Origin of the sequence: Rhodobacter xanthinilyticus, assembly GCF_001856665.1 — a bacterium.
GTDB classification, from domain to species: domain Bacteria; phylum Pseudomonadota; class Alphaproteobacteria; order Rhodobacterales; family Rhodobacteraceae; genus Rhodobacter; species Rhodobacter xanthinilyticus.
This window is the reverse complement of sequence record NZ_CP017781.1, coordinates 2,620,001-2,640,409: the sequence shown is the minus strand read 5'-3', so window position 1 is coordinate 2,640,409 and position 20,409 is coordinate 2,620,001. Positions and strand designations below refer to the sequence as shown.

Annotated in this window: 19 protein-coding genes and 2 tRNA genes (1 of these 21 running past the window's edge); 12 read left to right on the top strand and 9 right to left on the bottom strand. The window is 67.4% G+C overall.

Annotated features, from left to right (window positions below):
- Nucleotides 1-28: 28 nt before the first annotated feature.
- Nucleotides 29-487 (top strand): GatB/YqeY domain-containing protein, encoded by a 459-nt coding sequence (locus LPB142_RS12830; RefSeq protein WP_068764852.1) that lies wholly within the window; start codon nt 29-31, stop codon nt 485-487.
- 179 nt (nt 488-666) lie between these two features.
- Here LPB142_RS12830 and LPB142_RS12825 read toward each other — a convergent pair whose 3' ends face one another.
- Both LPB142_RS12825 and lipB read right to left on the bottom strand, forming a co-directional pair.
- Complete coding sequence (locus LPB142_RS12825; protein ID WP_068764851.1) at nt 667-1,071, bottom strand: c-type cytochrome; 405 nt, start codon at nt 1,069-1,071, stop codon at nt 667-669.
- Nucleotides 1,072-1,155: 84 nt separating this feature from the next.
- Complete coding sequence (gene lipB / locus LPB142_RS12820) at nt 1,156-1,857, bottom strand: lipoyl(octanoyl) transferase LipB (RefSeq protein ID WP_071166617.1); 702 nt, start codon at nt 1,855-1,857, stop codon at nt 1,156-1,158.
- 185 nt (nt 1,858-2,042) lie between these two features.
- On the opposite strand from lipB, the gene LPB142_RS12815 reads away from it, so the two are divergent.
- The 6 genes from LPB142_RS12815 (at nt 2,043) to LPB142_RS12790 (ending at nt 10,707) form a co-directional block, all read left to right on the top strand.
- Nucleotides 2,043-2,129, top strand: a tRNA-Leu gene (locus LPB142_RS12815).
- Between the two features lie 202 nt (nt 2,130-2,331).
- On the top strand, nt 2,332-6,039 hold the full coding sequence (locus LPB142_RS12810; RefSeq protein WP_071166616.1) for a Hint domain-containing protein: 3,708 nt from the start codon (nt 2,332-2,334) through the stop codon (nt 6,037-6,039).
- A gap of 85 nt (nt 6,040-6,124) precedes the next feature.
- Nucleotides 6,125-7,216, top strand: a complete 1,092-nt coding sequence (locus LPB142_RS12805; protein ID WP_198037834.1) for an ABC transporter ATP-binding protein — start codon at nt 6,125-6,127, stop codon at nt 7,214-7,216.
- 97 nt (nt 7,217-7,313) lie between these two features.
- A complete protein-coding gene (locus tag LPB142_RS12800) occupies nt 7,314-8,390 on the top strand; it encodes an ABC transporter substrate-binding protein (RefSeq protein WP_068764847.1) in 1,077 nt (358 codons plus the stop codon).
- A 94-nt stretch (nt 8,391-8,484) separates the two neighbouring features.
- Complete coding sequence (locus LPB142_RS12795; protein WP_068764846.1) at nt 8,485-9,735, top strand: ABC transporter permease; 1,251 nt, start codon at nt 8,485-8,487, stop codon at nt 9,733-9,735.
- Nucleotides 9,736-9,747: 12 nt separating this feature from the next.
- Nucleotides 9,748-10,707 carry an ABC transporter permease gene (locus tag LPB142_RS12790; RefSeq protein ID WP_071166614.1) on the top strand — a complete coding sequence of 320 codons (960 nt, stop codon included), beginning with the start codon at nt 9,748-9,750 and terminating at the stop codon, nt 10,705-10,707.
- A 220-nt stretch (nt 10,708-10,927) separates the two neighbouring features.
- On the opposite strand, the gene LPB142_RS12785 is transcribed toward LPB142_RS12790, so the two are convergent.
- The 7 genes from LPB142_RS12785 to LPB142_RS12755 are packed head-to-tail and all read right to left on the bottom strand — an operon-like array spanning nt 10,928 to nt 17,371.
- A complete protein-coding gene (locus tag LPB142_RS12785) occupies nt 10,928-11,872 on the bottom strand; it encodes an AEC family transporter (RefSeq protein ID WP_071166613.1) in 945 nt (314 codons plus the stop codon).
- Nucleotides 11,873-11,899: 27 nt separating this feature from the next.
- On the bottom strand, nt 11,900-12,700 hold the full coding sequence (locus LPB142_RS12780; RefSeq protein WP_071166612.1) for an MBL fold metallo-hydrolase: 801 nt from the start codon (nt 12,698-12,700) through the stop codon (nt 11,900-11,902).
- Nucleotides 12,697-13,494 (bottom strand): TatD family hydrolase, encoded by a 798-nt coding sequence (locus tag LPB142_RS12775; protein WP_071166611.1) that lies wholly within the window; start codon nt 13,492-13,494, stop codon nt 12,697-12,699. Before LPB142_RS12775 ends, LPB142_RS12780 begins: the two co-directional genes overlap by 4 nt.
- A gap of 22 nt (nt 13,495-13,516) precedes the next feature.
- A complete protein-coding gene (locus LPB142_RS12770; protein WP_071166610.1) occupies nt 13,517-14,662 on the bottom strand; it encodes a DNA polymerase III subunit delta' in 1,146 nt (381 codons plus the stop codon).
- Nucleotides 14,659-15,270, bottom strand: a complete 612-nt coding sequence (gene tmk / locus LPB142_RS12765; protein ID WP_071166609.1) for a dTMP kinase — start codon at nt 15,268-15,270, stop codon at nt 14,659-14,661. The genes LPB142_RS12770 and tmk overlap by 4 nt, the downstream gene beginning before the upstream one ends.
- 5 nt (nt 15,271-15,275) lie before the next feature.
- Nucleotides 15,276-16,439, bottom strand: a complete 1,164-nt coding sequence (locus LPB142_RS12760) for a D-alanyl-D-alanine carboxypeptidase family protein (protein WP_071166608.1) — start codon at nt 16,437-16,439, stop codon at nt 15,276-15,278.
- 14 nt (nt 16,440-16,453) lie between these two features.
- Nucleotides 16,454-17,371 (bottom strand): SPOR domain-containing protein, encoded by a 918-nt coding sequence (locus tag LPB142_RS12755; protein ID WP_068764838.1) that lies wholly within the window; start codon nt 17,369-17,371, stop codon nt 16,454-16,456.
- A gap of 282 nt (nt 17,372-17,653) precedes the next feature.
- Here LPB142_RS12755 and LPB142_RS12750 point away from each other — a divergent pair.
- The 5 genes from LPB142_RS12750 to LPB142_RS12730 all read left to right on the top strand — a co-directional run.
- Nucleotides 17,654-17,743: transfer RNA gene (locus LPB142_RS12750), tRNA-Ser, on the top strand.
- Between the two features lie 126 nt (nt 17,744-17,869).
- Nucleotides 17,870-19,423, top strand: coding sequence for an acyl-CoA carboxylase subunit beta (locus LPB142_RS12745; RefSeq protein ID WP_068764837.1), 1,554 nt, complete (start codon nt 17,870-17,872; stop codon nt 19,421-19,423).
- An 11-nt stretch (nt 19,424-19,434) separates the two neighbouring features.
- Nucleotides 19,435-19,839, top strand: coding sequence for an OadG family transporter subunit (locus tag LPB142_RS12740; RefSeq protein WP_071166607.1), 405 nt, complete (start codon nt 19,435-19,437; stop codon nt 19,837-19,839).
- Nucleotides 19,839-20,222: a biotin/lipoyl-containing protein gene (locus tag LPB142_RS12735; RefSeq protein WP_071166606.1), complete on the top strand. Its 384-nt coding sequence runs from the start codon at nt 19,839-19,841 to the stop codon at nt 20,220-20,222. Before LPB142_RS12740 ends, LPB142_RS12735 begins: the two co-directional genes overlap by 1 nt.
- Nucleotides 20,223-20,232: 10 nt before the next feature.
- Nucleotides 20,233-20,409: the start of a sodium ion-translocating decarboxylase subunit beta gene (locus tag LPB142_RS12730; protein ID WP_071166605.1), read on the top strand. Its footprint extends 951 nt past the window's final position; the window shows 177 of its 1,128 coding nt (coding positions 1-177); it begins with the start codon at nt 20,233-20,235; the stop codon falls past the right edge of the window.

Sequence of the window (20,409 nt, the reverse complement as noted above, 5' to 3'; positions counted from 1 at the left end):
CGGTCTGAGGGATAATGAGGAAGATCTCATGGAGATGCGCGAGCGGATTGCCATGGCGCTCAAGGACGCGATGAAAGCCAAGGAACAAGACCGGCTTTCGACGCTGCGGCTGATCAATGCCGCGATCAAGGACCGCGAAATCGCGCTGCGCAGCTCGGGCGACGGGGCCTCGGTGGGCGATGCCGAGGTGCTCGCGATCATGGGCAAGATGGTCAAACAGCGCCAGGAATCGGCGCGCGCCTATGAAGAGGGCGGGCGGCTCGAACTCGCGGAGAAGGAACTCGGCGAGGTCAAGGTGATTGAGGAATTCCTGCCGCGCCAGCTCGCGCCCGAGGAGGTCTCCGCCGCCGTCGACGCCGCGATCGCCAAGGTCGGCGCGAGCTCGATCCGCGACATGGGCCGCGTCATGGCCGAGCTGAAGGCGAAATACACCGGCCAGATGGATTTTGGCGCCGTCGGCCCGATGGTCAAGGACAAGCTCGGCTGAGGCCGCCGTTCGCGCCGCCGATCAAAGGGGCTTCGGCCCCTTTTTTCATGCCGTTTCAACGATGTGCAAATATCCCGGGGGGCGGCCGCAGGCCGGGGGGCAGCGCCCCCTCCGCGCCCGGCCATGAAAAACCCGGCCGGAGTGGCTCCGGCCGGGTTTTCTACCGCAATCGCGGAGGATTATTTCTTGACCGAGGCGAGATAGGCCGCCACGTCTTCGCCGCCCTTGGCGAGCTTGAAGGTCATCTTCGATTTGCCTTCGCCGCCGTGGGTGTCGATGAACTTGGTCGGGTCGACGACATATTCGGTGATCAGCGCTTCGTCCCAGACGAGGCCAGCCGCGGCCGCGGCCATGATGCCGTCGCCATATTTGAAGCCCTCTTCCGAAGCCGCCGGACGGCCGACGATGCCGTAGAGGTTCGGGCCGACCTTGCCGCCCTTCACGATCGCGGTGCCGTCATCGGCGATGATCGAGTGGCAGGCCTTGCATTTGGTGAAGAGTTTCTCGCCGGCGGCGACATCCCCGGCGAAGGACGGGGTAGCAAGCACGAGAGCGGCGAGCGTGGCGTAGAGGCTGATCTTCATCGCGTCTTCCTTAAATCTCTAGGGCGGCCCGGGCGAGCCGGGGGTTAGCGGCTATTAAGCCATGCCCGGTGGTCATACCACGGGTCAAAAGGTCGCGTTAGAACTTTCTTGCGCGGCCGGGCAGCTGATGGCGCTACCTTCGTCGAATATCTCTTCAAATTTTTGTCGAAGCACCGCATCGAGGTCGTCCATCGTCACCGGCAGCCCGAGATCGACGAGGCTCGTCACCCCGTGATCGCGAATCCCGCAAGGCACGATTCCCCCGAAATGGCTCAGATCGGGTTCGACATTGATCGAGATGCCGTGAAAGCTCACCCAGCGGCGCAGCTTGATGCCGATCGCGGCGATCTTGTCCTCGGCGGGGGCGCCATCCGGGCCCGGCGCGCGGTCGGGGCGCGTCACCCAGACGCCCACCCGCCCGTCGCGGATCTCGCCCTTGACGTTGAAACTCGCCAGCGTCGCGATCACCCATTGCTCGAGCCGGCGCACGAAACAGCGCACGTCGCGGCCGCGCTTGTTGAGATCGAGCATGACATAGACGACGCGCTGGCCGGGGCCGTGGTAGGTATATTGCCCCCCGCGCCCCGCCTCGTAGACCGGGAAGCGGTCGGGCTCGACCAGATCCTCGATCCGCGCCGAGGTGCCGGCGGTATAAAGCGGCGGGTGCTCGAGCAGCCAGATCGCCTCATCGGCCTCGCCCGCCGAAATCGCCGCGACTCGTGCCTCCATGAAGGCCAGCGCCTCGGGGTAGGGCACGCGCCCGTCGGAGTGTATCCATTCGACCATTTGCGCCTCCTTCTCTCCCCTCCGACTTAGGAGATCGGCGCGCCCAAGGGAAGCGCCGTCCCGTGTTCATTGGGGTTTCGCGCGGGCCGGGCGGGGCGGGGCGAAAAAAGTTTTCGCAAAGGCGAAAATTCCGCTTTTCATTCCCGAAAGCCTCGGCTAAATCGCCCCTCACCAAGCCAGAGCGTGCGGTTGTGGCGGAATTGGTAGACGCGCAGCGTTGAGGTCGCTGTGGGGTAACTCCCGTGGAAGTTCGAGTCTTCTCAACCGCACCACTGGCCTGAAGCCGAAGCCCGGACGCAAGTCCGGGCTTTGTCGTTTTCGGGCCCTGGCTCTGCGGCGCCGGCCGGGATTCATTCTGAATCAAAACAAAATCCGCGTAACCATCGGCCGAAATTAACCGCATTTTGGGGATTGCCCGCCAAGTTTGAGCCCAGGTGAAAAGGCGGATTTCTGTCCGCGGTGGGGCTTGGGGTCATGGCGACCTACAATTTGACAGGCTATTGGGGGGGCGACCTGCTGATTGCAGGCGGCGGCTCGACGCTCAACGTCGGCACCCAGTTCATGCTCGACCCGACCTGGGACGCCACCGTCGACGTTCGCCATTTCAACTTCACCGATGATGACAGCTCGATCGCGGGCGATGCGCTCTTCAACGAACTCGGCGATGACAGCAACCAGAGCCTCGTCGTCACCGATGCGCTGGGCACCACGCTCTATTCCGGCCGCGCCTATATCGAGAGCGCGGTCGATTTCACCGCGCCCGACGGCTCCACGATCACGATGTATATCCTCGAGATCGGCGGCACCGTGGTCGGCGAGATCACCACCCAGCCGCTGATCCCCGGGGTCACCTATCAGGTCACCCAGACCGCTGACGTCAACTCCCTCAACCAGCCCGCCTATACCACCATCGCGGCGGCGACATTCGACCCCGATCTCGCCAACACCATCCGCGGCGGCATCTATGCCGATTCGATCCTCGCCGGCGCCGGTAATGACTCGATCGATGCGGGCGCGGGCGCCGATTACATCTCGGGCGGCGACGGCAATGACACGATCATCTTCGGGTCCGGCGGCGCCACCTCGACCGTGGGCGATACCGTCTATGGCGGGGCGGGCGATGATGTCATCGACGATTTCTCGGGCTCCTCCTATTCCTACAATGCCGTCCTCTATGGCGAGGCCGGCAACGACTCGATCTGGTCGGGCGACGGCAATGATTATGTCGACGGCGGCGCGGATAATGACTCGATCTCGGGCGAGAACGGCAATGACACGCTCCTTGGCGGCACCGGCAATGACTGGATCTCGGGCGGGGCGGGCAATGACTCGATCTCGGGCGGCGATGGCGCCGATACGATCTACGGCGGCGACGGGGCCGATACGATCAACGGCGATGCCGGCAATGATCAGATCTATGGCGAGGCCGGCACCGACCTGATCTATGGCGGCGCCGGCACCGATATCATCCTGGGCGGGATGGACAATGACACGATCTACGGCGGCGACGGCGTGGATTATCTGGCGGGCAATATCGGCACCGATGTCCTCTATGGCGATGCCGATGGCGACCATTTCTATTTCGAGGACGGCTGGGGCGCCGATACCGTCTATGGCGGCTTGACCGTCACCACCGGCACCGATGAAGACTGGCTCGATTTCACCTATGTGACCGCCTCGGGCGTCACCGTCACCTTCACCGATTGGGAAGACGGCACCGCCTCGGGCAATGGCAGCACTGTCGTCTTCGACAATATCGAGGCGGTGCTCGGCTCGGCGCAGGCCGATTCCATCACCGCCGCCGCCGATGGCTCGGGGCTGTGGCTCGATGGCGCGGCGGGCAATGACACGATCACCGGCGGCTCGGGCGACGATACGATCTACGGCGGGGCAGGGGCCGATACCGTCTGGGCGGGGGCGGGCAACGACCTCATCTATGGCGGCGATGGCAATGACACGCTGCAAGGCGCGGCGGGCAATGACACGCTCTCGGGCGGCGCGGGCACGAACCAACTGCATGGCGGCGACGACCGCGATACCTTCCTGCTCGACACGCTCTCGGGGGCGAGCTCGATCTATGGCGGCGAGGGCGGCAGCGATTGGGACACGATCGAGCTGAGCAACTCGACCGGCGCCGCGACCGTCACCTGGACCGGCTTCGAGAGCGGCACGATCACGCTCGCGGGCGGCGCGACCACCTCTTTTTGGGAAATCGAGCAGGTCAACGGCACCACCTACGCCGACAGTTTCAACGCGGCTTCGGCGGGTTCGGCCGTCTCGATCACCGCCGATGGCGGCAACGATACGGTCGTCGGCTCGGCCTATGCCGACACGATCTTGGGCGAGGCGGGCAATGATTCGCTCTCGGGCGGCGCGGGCGCCGATTCGATCCTGGGCGGCGACGGGCTCGACACGATCTCGGGCGGCACCGGCAATGATTACCTCGACGGCGGCGCCGACAAGGATCTCTTCGTCGTCCAGGACGGGTTCGGCACCGATACGATCTTCGGCGGCTCGGGCGCCGGCACCACCCAGGACGACGATTCGATCGACCTCGCGGCGCTCTCGAGCGGGGTCACGGTGGTGTTCACCGGCGATGAGGCCGGCACCGTCACCAATGGCGCCAACACGATCACCTTCACCGATATCGAATCGATCGAGGGCACCAATTACGCCGACCTGATCAACGCCACCGCCGATACCTCGGGCGTCTACCTCGGCGGCGATATCGGCAATGACACGATCCTCGGCGGCTCGGGGGCCGATACGATCGAGGGCGGCGCGGACAGCGATTCCCTCGACGGCGGCGCGGGCGCGGATTGGATCGACGGCGGCTCGGGCAATGACACGATCGCGGGCGGGCTCGGCAATGACACGATCCTCGCCGGCTCGGGCGCCAATTCGATCTCGGGCGGCGATGGCGATGACAGCATCACCGGCTCGACGACGAACGGCAATGACACGCTCTCGGGCGATGCCGGCAACGATACGATCGCCGCGGGCGCCGGCAACAACCTGATCGACGGCGGCACCGGCAATGACAGCATCACCGCCGGCGCGGGCGCCGATACGGTCACCGGCGGCGCGGGGGCCGACACGATCGACGGCGGCGACGGCAACGATTCCATCGCTGGCGGCGCGGAGAACGACTCGCTGATCGCGGGGCTGGGCAACGATACGCTGATCGGCGGCACCGGCAATGACACGCTCTCGGGGGGCGCGGGCGCCGATCATTTCGTGCTCGCCGATCTCGACGGCGACGATCTGATCCTCGATTTCGACATGACCGACAGCGGGGCGGGGTTCACCACCGACCAGATCGATGTCAGCGACCTGACCGATGCGCTGGGCAACCCGGTCAATGTCTGGGATGTGAGCGTGAGCGACGACGGCACCGGCAATGCCGTTCTCAGCTTCCCCGGCGGCGAGTCGCTGACGCTGATCGGGGTCGCGCCCGCGCAGATCGCTTCCACCGGCACGCTGCATGCGATGGGGATCCCCTGTTTCGTCACCGGCACCCGGATCGCCACCCCGCGCGGCGAGATCGAGGTGGAGCTCCTGCGCCCGGGCGATCTCGTCTCCTGCCGCGACGGGCCGCCGCTGCCGGTGCTCTGGGCCGGCACGCGCCGGGTCAGTGCTGCGGAAATGACCATCTCCCCGCGCCTTCGTCCGATCGAGCTTCGGGCGGGGGCTTTGGGCAATGCGCGCGCGCTGCGGGTGTCGGCGCAGCATGGGCTGTGGCTGCCGGTCGGGGCCGGGGGGGCGCTTGGCCGGGCGGCGCATCTGGCCGATACGCGCTGGGGCGGCGCGCGCTGGATGCGGGGGGCGCGGGGCTGCACCTACCACCATATCCTGTTGCCCCGCCATGCGCTGATCCGGGCCGAGGGGCTCTGGGCGGAGAGCTTCTGGCCGGGCCGCGACGCGATCGCCGCGCTCAGCCCCGCCGCCCGATTCGGGTTGATTCGCGCCCTGCCACGCCTTGCCGGGGCGGTGTTCGGCGCTACCTCCCCCGAAACCCTCTATGGCCCGCGCGCCTGCGCAGTTTTGCAGCGCAAACAGATTGATCATGCTGCATGCGCAAACTGGTCGCGCATCGCACGACAGATGACGCATTTTGACGGTTTTGTAACCGAAACGGTGGGCGCCTCGCGGCCGGGCAAGAAAGCGGGATTTGCGGGTTGAAATCTGTGTAAATCCTCGATTTAGTTGGCCCCACGGGAGCTAACGAACAAATAAATCCGACGGGGAGCCCGACTTGAATACTGCTGTGACCGACGATGGATTCGTCGTTTTTGACCATGTTCAGAAGAGCTACGACGGCGAAACGCTGGTCGTGAAAGACCTGAACCTTTCGATTGGCAAGGGCGAGTTTCTCACCATGCTCGGGCCCTCGGGGTCGGGCAAGACCACCTGCCTGATGATGCTGGCCGGGTTCGAAACCGCCACCCATGGCGAGATCCGCCTGGGCGGGAAGAACATCAACGACATGCCGCCCCACAAGCGCGGCATCGGCATGGTGTTCCAGAACTACGCGCTCTTTCCCCATATGACCGTGGCCGAAAACCTCGCCTTCCCGCTGGAAGTGCGCGGCATCGGCAAATCGGACCGCGAGGCGAAAGTCATGCGCGCGCTCGACATGGTGCAGATGGGCAAGTTCGCCAACCGCCGCCCCGCCCAGATGTCGGGCGGTCAGCAACAGCGGATCGCGCTGGCCCGGGCGCTGGTCTTCGACCCCGAGCTCGTGCTGATGGACGAACCGCTCGGCGCGCTCGACAAGCAGCTGCGCGAGCATATGCAATTCGAGATCAAGGCGCTGCATGAGCGGCTCGGGATCACCGTGGTCTATGTGACCCACGACCAGGGCGAGGCGCTGACCATGTCGGACCGCGTCGCGGTGTTCAACGACGGCCGCATCCAGCAACTCGCGCCGCCCGACGAGCTCTATGAGCGGCCGAAAAACAGCTTCGTGGCGCAGTTCATCGGCGAGAACAACAGGCTGCCGGGCACCGTCGAGGAATATTCCGACGACAAATGCCTCGTGCGGCTGCGCACCGGCGAGCTGATCGACGCGACGCCGGTCAATATCCGCAAACCCGGCCAGGAAACCTTGGTCTCGATCCGCCCCGAGCGGGTGGAGTTCAAGCCCGAGATGATGCCGCCGGGCGCCCATATGATCGAGGCGGAAGTCCTCGAGGTGATCTACATGGGCGATATTTTCCGCACCCGGATGCGGGTTGCGGGGGCCGAGGATTTCGTGATGAAATCGCGCAACACGCTGGGGCAGACGAAGCTCGTGCCCGGCGAGAAGGTCCGCATCGGCTGGCATCCGCAGGACGCCCGCGCGCTGGACATGATCTGATCGGGGGAGCCGGTGCGCCGCCTCGTCTCTGGCCGGCGCGGCCTGTCCGCCCGGCCCAACGACATAAAGTCACAATAAAACCAACTGGGAGTAACCAATGAAAAAACTGATGCTCAGCACCGCGCTGATCGCCGCCGGCTTCGCCGTTGCGGCGCAGGCCGAAGAGATCACCGTCCTGTCCTGGGGCGGCCAATACGAGAAGAGCCAGGTCGAGGCCTATGCCAAGCCCTTCACCGCCGCCACCGGCATTGCCGTGAAGACCGAAGCCGCCGACAACCCGGCCGCCCCGGTGAAGGCGCAGGTCGAGGCTGGCAACGTCTCCTATGACGTGGTCGACGTCGAATATGCCGACGGCGTGCGCATGTGCGACGAAGGCCTGCTCGAAACCATCGACCCGGCCATCCTCGAAGCGGGCGCCGATGGCACCCCGGCGATGGACGACTTCCTGCCCGGCGCCGTTACCGATTGCTTCGTCGCGACGATCGTGTTCTCGACCGTCTACGCCTATGACACCACCAAGTTCACCGGCGAAGCCCCGACCACCATCGCGGATTTCTTCAACCTCGAGAAATTCCCGGGCAAGCGTGGCCTGCGCAAAGGCGCCAAGGTCAACCTCGAGATGGCTCTGATGGCTGACGGCGTTCCCGCCGATCAGGTCTACGAAACGCTCGGCACCCCGGAAGGCGTGGACCGCGCCTTCGCGAAGCTCGATACGATCAAGGACTCGGTCGTGTGGTGGGAAGCCGGCGCGCAGCCGCCGCAGCTCCTCGCCGATGGCGAAGTCGCGATGACCACCGCCTATAACGGCCGGATCTTCGGCGCCGCCGTGGCGGAAGGCAAACCGTTCCAGACCATCTTCGACGGTCAGGTCTACGAATATGACGGCTACGTCATCCCGAAAGGCGCGCCGCATCTCGAGGCCGCTCTCAAATATCTGACCTTCGCGACCACCACCCAGGCGCTCGCGGATCAGGCGAAATACATCTCCTACGGCCCGGCGCGCAAATCGTCCGGCCCGCTCGTCGGCCTCTTCGAGGACGGCAAGACCGAGATGGGCCCCTACATGCCCACCGCCGCCGAGAACCTGACCAACGCGCTGCCCTCGTCCTATGAGTTCTGGGTCGACCACGACACAGAGCTGAACGAGCGCTTCAACGCCTGGCTGGCCGGCTGATCCGAGCTTTCCGCAGGGCGCGCGAGACCTTCGCGCGCCCTTTTTCCTAGGCTGCCTGCACGCGGCCCGTCCCCTCATATCTGCTGTGAGCCGAATGACTGACGCAACCCTCCCCCTCACCACAGCCGACGGCAAGCCGCTCAAGGCGGCGCTGGCCGCTTCGCTGGCCGTCCGCCGGCGGCGCGCGCTCTTGCTCGTTGCACCGCTCTTTCTGTTCATCTTCCTGACCTTCATCGTTCCGATCGGCCAGATGTTGGTGCAGTCCTTCCACAATGACAGCTTCTCGGCCAATGCGCCCAATCTCGGCCTGTGGTTCTCCGAGCACCCCGAGGGCTCGGCGATCGACGAGAGCGCCTGGGCGGCGCTCGCGGCCGATCTCAAGCTGATGCGCGAGCAAAAGACCGCGGGGCAAGCCGGCACCCGGATCAACTACGATGTGTCCGGCACGCGCTCGCTCTTCACCTCCTCGGCGCGCAAGGCCGACAAGCTCGAGCCGCCCTATGCCGACAGCGTCGCCGCGCTCGACAAGAAATGGTCCGACCCGAACGTCTGGCGCGCGATGCGCTCGGCCTCCTCGGCCTATACGCTCGATTTCTACCTCGCCGCGCTCGACCTGACCCATGACGAGACCGGCAAGATCATCCCGGTGAAGGAAGACCAGCGCGTCTACAAGAAGCTGTTCTGGCGCACGATCCAGATGTCGCTCGAGATCACGGTCCTGTGCCTCGTGCTCGGCTTCCCGATCGCCTTCCTGCTCTCGGCGGTGCCGCTGCACCGGGCGATGCTGCTGATGATCCTCGTGCTCCTGCCGTTCTGGACCTCGCTTCTGGTGCGCACGACGGCCTGGATGGTGCTCTTGCAAAGCCAGGGCGTGGTCAACGACCTCCTGGTCTGGATCGGCCTCATCGGCGAGGATGGCCGTCTCCAGATGATGTATAACGAGACCGGCACGATCATCGCGATGACCCATATCTTGTTGCCCTTCACGATCCTGCCGCTCTATTCGGTGATGAAGACGATCCCGCCGAGCTATGTCCGCGCGGCGCGCTCGCTCGGCGCGACCTCCTGGACGGCGTTCCGCCGGGTCTATCTGCCGCAAACCCTCCCGGGGATCGGCGCGGGCGGGCTGCTCGTGTTCATCCTGGCGATGGGCTATTACATCACCCCCGCCCTCGTCGGCGGCGCGGATGGCCAGATGATCTCGAACATGATCGCCTTCCACATGCAGAAATCGCTCAACTGGTCGCTCGCGGCCGCGCTGGCTGCGATGCTGCTCGCCATCGTCCTCATTTTCTTCTGGATCTACGACCGCCTCGTCGGGATCGACAAGATGAAGCTTGGCTAAGGAGAGAAACCCATGGCATTGCCCACTTACGCAAGCCCGCTCGAAAAGGCCTGGCATTACACCTACCTGACGATCTGCGCGGCGATCTTCGTGTTCCTGATCGCGCCGATCGTGATCGTGATCCCGCTGTCGTTCAACGCCGAGCCCTATTTCACCTTCACCGAGAAGATGCTGACCTTCGACCCCGAGGGCTACAGCCTGCGCTGGTATGACAAGCTGGTCACCTTCGGCATGCAGGCCCCCGAGGCCGAACGCGGCTCCTCGTTCTGGCTCGATTTCTGGAACAACGCGACCTGGCTGCAGGTGGCGAAGAACTCGGTGATCATCGGCGTGGCGGCGACGCTGCTCTCGACGACGCTCGGCACCATCGCGGCGCTCGGTCTGACGCGGCCGGAAATGCCCTACCGCAAGCAGATCATGGCCGTGCTGATCTCGCCGATGATCGTGCCGATCATCATCTCGGCGACCGGCATGTTCTTCTTCTACTCGTGGATGCGGGTGCCGATGATCAGCTTCGAGGGCGGTCTGCATATCGAGATGAGCCGCCTGGCGGGTTCCTATCTCGGCATCATCATGGCCCATGCGGCGCTCGGGATCCCCTTCGTGATCATCACCGTGACGGCGACGCTCTCGGGCTTCGACCAATCGCTGGTGCGCGCCGCGGCAAGCCTCGGGGCGAACCCGCGCACGACCTTCTTCAAGGTGGTGATGCCGCTGATCATGCCGGGGGTGGTCTCGGGCGGGCTCTTCGCCTTCGTGACCTCGTTCGACGAGGTGGTCGCGGTGCTGTTCATCGCCAATGCCGATCAGCAGACGATCCCGCGGCAAATGTGGAACGGGATCCGCGAACAGATCTCGCCGGCGATCCTGTCGGTGGCGACGCTGCTCGTGCTCGTCTCGATCCTGCTCTTGACCACGGTGGAACTGCTGCGCCGCCGCTCGGAACGGCTGCGCGGCATGAGCCCGCAGTAACCGGCGACAGCCTGTCTGGAAACCGAAGAGAGGGGGGCTGTCTGCCCCCCTCTTTGCCTTTCAGGCAAATTCACCCCCCGAGGATATTTGGGGCAAGATGAAACGGGGACGGGGCAGGCGCGCAGGATAGGCGCCAGATCCCTTTCATCTTGCTTCAAATATCCCGGGGGCGCCGGCGCAGCCGGGGCGGGGCGGAGCCCCTCGACCTCGGGTCAGCGGATCAGGGCAGGATCGCGAGCCAGCCCCAGATGGTGAGGATCGAGAGCGCGGTGGCGACCAGAACCGCCGAAGCGGCCACCCGTTTCGCCGCGCCATACATGTTTGCAAAGAGATAGGCGTTGACCCCGGGGGCCATCGCGGCGGTCATCACCGCCGAGCGCAGCGCCTCGGTGCCGAGCCCGAAGCCGAACCGGCCGAGCAGATAGGCGGTGCCCGGGTGGATGAGGAGCGAGAGCGCCGCGATCATCGCGATCGCGCGGCTGTCGCCCTCGGGGCGGTAGCGCAAAAGCACCCCGCCGAGCCCGAAGAGCGCCGCCGGCAGCGCCGCGCGCGCGACCATGTCCATCGCCGCCCAGACCGGTTCGGGGAGATCCTGACCGCTGAGCGCCTGGCCCGCCTGGATGGTGAAGCCGGTCAGGATGCCGATCACCAGCGGCGTGCGCAGCACCCCCTTGAGCGCGTTGACCGCCACCGCGCCGAGCCCGCCGCCGGCGCTGCGGGTGGCCTCCATCGCGAGGATCCCGGCGGTATAGAGAAGCGGCGAATGGATCGAGATGATCGCGAAATTGCCCGCGAGCGCCCCCGCCCCGAAGGCGCGTTCGGTGATCGGGATGCCGAGGAGGAGCGAGTTCGAGAACAGGCAGCAAAAGCCGATCGCGACCGCATCCTCGGGGCTGCGGCCCAGCCAGAGCCGCGCCGCCGCGAGGCCGATCGCGAAGGAGAGAAACGCCCCCGCGTAGAAGGAGATCATCAGCCCCGCATCATAGCTCGCGCCGAGGTCGAGTTTGGCGATCGAGCGCGCGAGCAGCACCGGCACCGCGAAATTCTGCGCAAACCGCATCAGCCCGTCGACCGCGCTGTCGGAGAAGAGCCCCCGCCAGGCCGCCGCATAGCCAAAGCCGATCACCAGAAAAACCGGCAAGATGACGTTCAATAGATCGCTCATCGGGGGCCTCCCGGGGCAGGGCAGGGGTCAGGGGGCCGCGAGTTCGAGCACCATCCCGTCGAAGGCGGGGCGGATATGGGCGGGGGTTTCGGCCGCCACCGCCTCGTAATCGAGGTCGATATGCATGTTGGTCAGCACCCCCTCGCGGGCCTTGGCGCGCGCGAGCCATTCGAGCGCGAGGGCGAGATGGGCATGGGTCGGGTGCGGCGTGCGGCGCAGCGCGTCGAGCACCCAGATCTCGAGCCCCTCGAGCTCGGCCCAGGCGGGGTCCGGGATCGCCGAGACATCGGGCAGATAGGCGAGCCCGCCGATCCGGAAGCCGAGCGCGTCGATATTGCCATGCTCGACCCGGAACGGCCGGAACGGGATCGCCCCGCCCGCGCCGGTGATCTCGAAGGGGCCGTGGATCGCATTGAGCTCGCAGATCGGTTGGTAATTGCTGTCGGGGGGCTGCACGAAGGCATAGCCAAAGCGCGAGATCAGCGCCTCGGTGGTGTCGCCATCGGCCCAGACGGGCAGGCGGCGGCGCATGTTGAAGGTGATCTGGCGCAGGTCGTCGAGGCCATGGACATGGTCGGCGTGGCTATGGGTGTAGACCACCGCGTCGAGCTCGCCCACGCCGGTCTGCAGGAGCTGTTCGCGCAGGTCGGGCGAGGTGTCGATCAACACCCGCGTGGTGCCCGAGGGCGCCACCCGCTCGACCAGCATCGAGCAGCGCTGGCGGCGGTTTTTCGGGTTCGTCGGGTCGCATTCGCCCCAATGCCCGCCGATCCGCGGCACGCCGCCCGAGGAGCCACAGCCGAGGATGGTGAAGCGCAGGCGGGTCATGGGCGGGCCTTCCGGAACAGGCGGTCGAAATTGGCCGAGGTGGCGGCGGCGAAGTCGGCATAGCTCAGCCCGTAGAGCGCGGCGCCGAGCTCGGCGGTCATCGCGGTATAGGCAGGCTCGTTGCGTTTGCCGCGCTTGGGTTTCGGGGCGAGATAGGGGCTGTCGGTCTCGACGAGGATCCGATCGAGCGGCGCCGCGGCGAAGATATCGCGCAGCTCTTGCGATTTCGGGAAGGTCGCGATGCCGGACATCGAGAGGTAGAACCCCATCTCGAGCGCCGCGCGCGCGAGCCCCGGCCCCGAGGAGAAGCAATGCATCACGCAGGAATAGGGCGCCCGCGCCAGCCCCTCGGCCAGAATCGCCGCCATATCCGCATCGGCGTCGCGCGAATGGATGATCAGCGGCAGGCCGGTTTCCTGCGCGGCCTCGATATGGATGCGCAGCGAGGTCTTCTGCACCTCGGCGCTGTCGGGGGTATAGTGATAATCGAGCCCGGTCTCGCCGATCCCCACGAATTTCGGATGCGCGGCGAGCGCGACCAGCGCCTCCACCGTCGCCATCGGCTCTTCGGCGGCGCTCATCGGGTGGGTGCCGGCGGCGTAATAGACGCCCGGATGCGCCTCGGCGATGGCGCGCACGGCGGGCTCGTTCTTGAGCCGGGTGCAGATCGTCACCATCCGCGTGACGCCCGCGGCACGCGCGCGCGCGATCACCTCGGGCAGCTCCTCTGCGAAATCGGGGAAATCGAGGTGGCAGTGGCTGTCGACGATTTCGGGGAGGGGGGTCTCGGCCACGGGTCTTCCTTTCGCGCGCGGCTTACGCAACGGCCGCGGTCATCTCCAGAACCATATCCATGACCAGCGCGGCGGGGTCAAGATTGACCGCCTTGCCATGGCGCGCGCGGGCGCCGAGGCTTTGGTGCAATGCCGCCCATTTCATCGCCGCATGGCCATCGGGCGAGAGCCGCGCGAGAAGCTGGGCCTCGCCGGGCGCGCCTTCGAGCGCGGGCGGGCCCGCGAGGCCTGCGCGCGCCGCGCGGGAGAGGAAGAGCTCGATCAGCGTCAGGAGCAGATCGAAGCGCGCCTCGTTTTGCTTGCCGGTGATGCTCTCGGCCAGGGCGAGCGCGCGCACCCGGTCGAGCCGCGGCAGGGTGGAGAAGAGCGCCACGAGCTTTTCATAGGTCGCGAGCCCGTCGAGGTTCAAAAGCCGGATCGCCTCGCCGACCGAGCCGCCCGAGAGCGCGGCGAGCGCGGCGGTCTGGCCCTCGGCGCTCTCTTCGCCGGCATCTGCGAGCGCTTCGGCCATCTCCTCGGGGGCGAGCGTGCCGAGCCTGAGTTCCCGGCAGCGCGAGCGGATCGTCGGCAAGAGCCGCGCGGGCTGGTGCGAGATCAGGAGGAAGGTGACGCGCTCGGGCGGCTCCTCGAGCAGTTTGAGGAGCGCATTCGCGGCTTGCGTGTTCATCTCGTCGGCGGCGTCGACGATCACCACGCGCCGCCCGCCCTCGGCCGAGGAGAGATGCAGGAAGCTCTTCAGCTTGCGCACCTCATCGACGCGGATGTCTTGCGAGAGGCCGGTTTCCGAGGCGTTCAGCCCGCGTTTGAGCACGAAGACGCCGGGCTCCGAGCCCGCATGGATGCGCCGCGCGACCGGGTGGTCGGGGTCGGTGGCGAGGCTCGTGGGCGCGGGCGGCGCGCCAAAGAGCCCGGTCTCGGCCGCGAGCGGCTGCGTCAGCAGGAACCGCGCGATCCGCCAGGCGAGCGTCGCCTTGCCGGTGCCGCGCGGGCCGGTCACCAGCCAGCCGTGATGCAGCCGCCCGGCGGTGAAAGCGTCGAGAAAATCGGCCTCGGCGCGCCTCTGGCCGATCAGGATCATCGTGTCGCGCGGGTGGCGGGCGCCTTCGATCTGGGTCGGGTCGAGGGTCTCGGGCGCGGGTTTCTCGGCTTTTGCGGCGCGCGCGCTCATGCGAGCGCCTCGCGCGCGCGCGCAAGGATAGAGGCCGCGACCGCATCGGGCGCCCGCGCGCCGTCGATCACGCAAAACCGCGGCGCGAATTCCTGCGCGAGCGCGAGAAAGCCCGCGCGCATCTGCTCTTGCAGCCCGAGGCCGAAATCCTCGAACCGCTCCTCGGCGGTCTGGCGGCCCTTGGCGCGCGCCAGCCCCACCGCGGGGTCGATGTCGATCAGGAACGTCAGATCCGCCTCGCGCCCGATCATCAGCCGGTGCAGCGCATCGACCTCGGCGCGCAGATCGCCGCGGCTGAGGCCCTGATACATGCGGGTGGAATCGACGAAGCGGTCGCAGATCACGATCTTGCCCTCGGCCAGCGCGGGGGCGATCAGCCGCTCGAGATGGTCGCGCCGCGCGGCGGTGAAGAGCAAAAGCTCGGTCGCCGCCGACCAGCGCGCCGGGTCGCCTTCGAGGACGAGGCGCCGGATCTCCTCGGCGCCGGGCGAGCCGCCGGGCTCGCGGGTGAGCACGACGGGCCGCCCCTCGGCCTCGAGCGCGGCCGCAAGGCGGCGCGCCTGGGTCGATTTGCCCGATCCGTCGATGCCCTCGAAGGTGATGAACATCGCGCTCAGCTGCCTGCGGCCTGCATCACGCGGTTGGTCAGCCGCCCGGCGGCCGCCTTCACGCGCACGCCAAAACCGCCCGCCGCCACGTCGCTTTCCGCCACCAGCGGCACGCGCCGCGGCTCGGCCACGCCCGGGATCGTCAGCACGAGCTCGGCCAGTTGATCGCCCGCCTTGACCGGCGCGGGCACCGGGCCGGTATAGGCGACCTCGGCCTTGATCGCATCATGCGAGCCCGCCGGGATCAGCAGCGTGATATCTTCGGCCGGCACGAGGCCGACGCTTTGCGCCTCGCCGAGCCAGACCGGCGCCTCGGCGAGCCGCGAGCCCTTCGGCGCGAGCGTCTTGAGCACGAATTGCCGGAACGCCCAGTTCGCCACCGCCTCGGCCTCCTGCGCGCGCTCGGTCTCGGAAGTGAGCCCGGTGATCACGAAGACGATCCGCCGCTCGCCCATCACCGCCGAGCCGACAAGGCCGTAGCCCGCTTCCTCGGTGTGGCCGGTCTTGAGCCCGTCGGCGTGCCAATCGGCCGCGGCGATCTTCAGGAGCGGGTTGCGGTTGTGGGAATTGGCGGGCGCGCGGTCCTTGTAGTTGAACTGGGTTTCCGCAAAGAGCGGGTATTGCTCGGGGAATTCGGTGATCAGCCGCACGGCGAGGATGCCCAGATCATGCATCGACATGCGCTGGCCGGGGTGGGGCCAGCCCGAGGCATTGGCGAACATCGAATGGTTCATGCCGAGCTGTTTGGCGCGGGCGGTCATCTGCGCCGCGAAGGCCTCTTCGGAGCCCGCGAGCCCCTCGGCGACCACCACGCAGGCGTCATTGCCGGAGTTGATGATGATCCCGTGCAAGAGCTCGCGCACGCTCGGCCGGTCGAGCTCGTTGAGGAACATCGTCGAGCCGCCCATCGCCTTGGCCTTGGAGGAGACCGCGAAGGTCGTGTCCATCGTCACGCGGCCGTCTTTGAGCGCCTCGAAGAGCAGGTTGACGGTCATCAGCTTCGACATCGAGGCCGGCGGCAGCGGGATATCGGCGTTCTTCTCGAGGAGCACCGTTTGCGAGCTCAGATCATAGACCCAGGCGGAGGTGGCGCGGGTCTCGAAAGCGGCGGCCGGCAGCGCGGCGCCCAGAACGAGCAAAAGCGGGGCGAGAAGGCGGATCAATCGCATCGGGATGTCGGTCCTCATTTCGTCACGGCATAGGCGTCGGGGTAGCCCAGGCCCTTGATTTTCTTCATGAGAGCGTCGCGGTCAGCGGCGTTCGCGGCGGGGCCGGCCAGCACGCGCCAGAAGGTCTTGCCCTTGGCCTCGTCCTTCTTGACCGCGGCCGAGACACCGGCTTTCGACATTTGCTCGGCGGCGCGCTTGGCATTGGCCTCGACGCTGAAGATGCCAAGCTGCACATACATCTTGCCCGCGGGCGCGCTCGCGGCGGGTTTGGCGGGCGCGGGTTTCGCCTCGGTCTTGGCCAGCGCGCCGGTGGCGGCGGCGGCGATCGCCTCGGGCGTCTTCGCGGGCGCATCGGCTTTCGCGGGGGTCTTGGCGGCGGGGCTGGCGGGGGCCTTGCCGTCGATCGGCGCGGCCGCGATCGCCTCGGGCGCCGCGATCACCGGGTCGGTGACGAGCGGCGCGTTCTCCGCCGGCGCCTCCTCGCGGCGCAAAGCCACGACCGAGAGCTTGGCCGGCGCGCCCGCCAGCAGGTCGAGCGCGGCGGCGGCATCGGAGGAGACTTGGAGTTTCGGGCCCGGGTTGTCGAGCTCGCGCCGGAACAGCGCACCGATCACGAATTTGCCGTTGGCGGGGTTGCGGATGATCACCCGCTCGGGGTCTTTCACGCTCGGATGCGCGACCCAGACCCCGCCGAGCGAGGGCCGGCCATCCCAAAGCCCCTGTTCCTCGACCGAGAACACCTGCGGCGCCTCGACATCGCGCTCGACGAGCCGGGTGGAGGAGCTTTGCGCGACGCCCGCCGCGGCCTCGTCGGCGCCGTCTTTCGGCGCGCCCTTGAGCATCGAGAAGGACGGCCCGCCCTCCTGACACGCCGCCAGACCCAGCGCCGCGCTCAGCAGCAGCCCGTATCGAACCATCGATCGCTTGCTCATTCTTGCCCCTTCTGCGCGGATTGGCCCGCGTCTGATCTGGCTCCGGCCGGGTGACCGGGCGCCACCCGCCTCGTTGATCCGCGCCCCCGCGCGGCTGATTTTGCGGCGACTTTACCCAATCGGGGGGCGCATGAAAAGCGCGCCAAGGCCCCGCGCGCGGATTTCGGCGCGCGTTCGGGGGGCTTGCGCGATAAGTTTTGCGTGAGGCCGGCGGGCGGCGGGGGGATTGCGGGGGCGCGCGCCCTCGGTTAGGTCTGGCGCATGCGGGCGCGCCCGCCCGGAGGAAGCGTGGCCGAGTGGTTTAAGGCTCTGGTCTTGAAAACCAGCGTGGGGGAGACCCCACCGTGGGTTCGAATCCCACCGCTTCCGCCAGGCCCGCCGCCGCGCAGCATTTTCCCCGATTTTCGTCAGATCAAGGCTTTATCTCGCGCGGGGATGGGGGCACACTCGGGCCGAGCGGCGCCTTGACGGCACGCCCGAGACAGCAGGAGCGGTCAGATGACGATTTCCCCCGCACTCGCGGAAGAGCTCGAGAAGCGGCGCGCGGCCGCGCTGGCGGGGGGCGGGGCCGAGAAGGCCGCCAAGCGCCATGCCGAGGGCCGCATGACCGCGCGCGAGCGGCTCGAGGCGCTGTTCTCGGCGGGCACGTTTCAGGAATTCGGGCTCCATGCCCAGCACGCCACGCGCCATTTCGGCATGGAGGGCAAGGCGATCCCGACCGATGCGGTGATCACCGGGGCGGGCTTTGTCGACGGCCGCCCGGTGGCCGCCTTCAGCCAGGATTTCGGGGTTTCGGGCGGCTCGCTGGGCGAGATCCATGCCCGCAAGATCTGTCACACGCTCGATCATGCGATGAAGGCGGGGGTGCCGGTCGTGGGGTTCAACGACTCGGGCGGGGCGCGGATCCAGGAGGGGGTCGGCGCGCTCTCGGCCTATGGGCAGGTGTTTTACCGCAACGTGCAGCTCTCCGGCGTGGTGCCGCAGATCTCGGTGATCGCGGGGCCCTGCGCGGGGGGCGCGGCCTATTCGCCGGCGCTGACCGATTTCGTGATCATGACGCGCGAACATGCGCAGATGTTCATCTGCGGGCCCGAGGTGATCCGGGCGGTCACCGGCCATGCGACCACGGCCGAGGAGATCGGCTCGGCCGATGTGCAGGCGAGCGTGGCGGGCAATATCCATTTCATCGCCGAGAGCGACGCGCATGCGGTGGCGCTGGTGCATCGGCTGTTGAGCTTTTTGCCCTCGAACAACATGCTCGACCCGCCGCACCGGATCGAGCCGGATCTGTGCGTGGCCGAAGACCCGCGGCTCGATGAGCTGATGCCGGCGGATGCGAAGGCGCCTTTCGATGTGCGCGAGGTGATCCGGGTTCTGGCGGATGGCGGCGATTTTCTCGAGGTGATGGAGGCGTTCGCCGCCAATATCGTGATCGGTTTTGGCCGCGTGGGCGGCATCGTGGTGGGCTTTGTCGCGAACCAGCCGCTGGTGAAGGCCGGCGCGCTCGATATCGACGCCTCCGACAAGGCGGCGCGATTCGTGCGGTTGTGCAATGTCTTCAACATCCCGCTGGTGACGCTGGTCGATGTGCCGGGGTTCTTGCCCGGGGTGGTCGAGGAGCGGCGCGGCATCATCCGCCACGGCGCGAAGATGCTCTTTGCCTATGCCTCGGCGACGGTGCCCAAGATCACGGTGATCCTGCGCAAGGCCTATGGCGGGGCCTATATCGCGATGTGCAGCCAGGACATGGGCGCCGATCTCGTGCTCGCCTGGCCCTCGGCCGAGATCGCGGTGATGGGCGCGGAGGGGGCGGTCAACATCCTCTACCGCAAGGAGCTCGGCGAGGCCGAGGACAAGCGCGCCCGCGCCGCCGAGCTCGCGGCCGAATACCGGGCGGAATTTGCCTCGCCCTATCTCTCGGCGGGGCGGCTCTTTGTTTCGGATATCGTGCAGCCGCGCCAGACCCGCTCGGCGATTGCGCTGGCGCTGCGCGGGCTGATGTCGAAACGCGAGACCCGCCCGCCGAAGAAACACGGCAATATTCCGCTCTGAAAGGCCGCGCGATGCTCGATAACCTGGAACTGATCGGGACGGGGTTTGGCGTCGTGATGGCGGTTCTGGCGGCGCTTTGGGCGATCAGCGCAGGCGTGGGGGCGCTTTTCCAGCGCGCCGCGCGCCCGCCGGCCCCGGCTCCGGCCGCGCCGGTGGCGCCGGTCGCCGCGCCGGTCGCCGCGCCTGGTGGCGCGATCCCGCCCCATCATCTGGCCGCGATCGCTGCGGCGGTCGCGCATCTGATCGGGCCTGGCGCGCGGGTGACCCATGTCGCCGCGCCCGCCCACAAGGTCTCCAACTGGCCGCTCGAGGGCCGGATCGAGACCTTCACCGCCCATCGCATCCGCACCGACTGGGGCCCGACGCGGCCCACGCTCGGCGGCGAGACGCCCGATATTCTGAGAGGGAAGAGCTGATGAAACGTTTGCGGATCACGGTCGAGGGCGTGGCCTATGAGGTCACGGTGGAAGAGCTCGACGGCCCGGCGGCGGCGCCCGCCGCCCCGGCGGGCGCTTTGGCCCCGCCGGCCGCGCCCCCTCGGCCCGCCGCGCCGCCGCCCGTGGCCGCACCCGCCGCGCCCGCGGGGCCCGGCGCGGTGCCGAGCCCGCTGGCCGGCACGGTCGTTTCCGTCGCCGTCGCGCCCGGCCAACAGGTCGCCGCGGGGGCGGAGCTTCTCATCCTCGAGGCGATGAAGATGAACACCACGATCGGCGCGCCGCAGGCGGGCACGGTCGCCACCGTCCATGTGACCCCCGGCGCCACGGTGACCGAGGGCCAGGTGCTGATCACCCTCGCCTGAGGAGGGCCGAATGGACCAACTGAGCGATCTTCTCGCGCTGACCGCGCTCGGCGCGCTGACCTGGAAGATGGTGGCGATGTGGGGCGTGGTGGCGGTGCTGCTCTATCTCGCGGTCTATCGCCAGTTCGAGCCGCTGCTCCTGATCCCGATCGCCTTCGGGGCGCTCTTGGCCAATCTGCCGACCGAG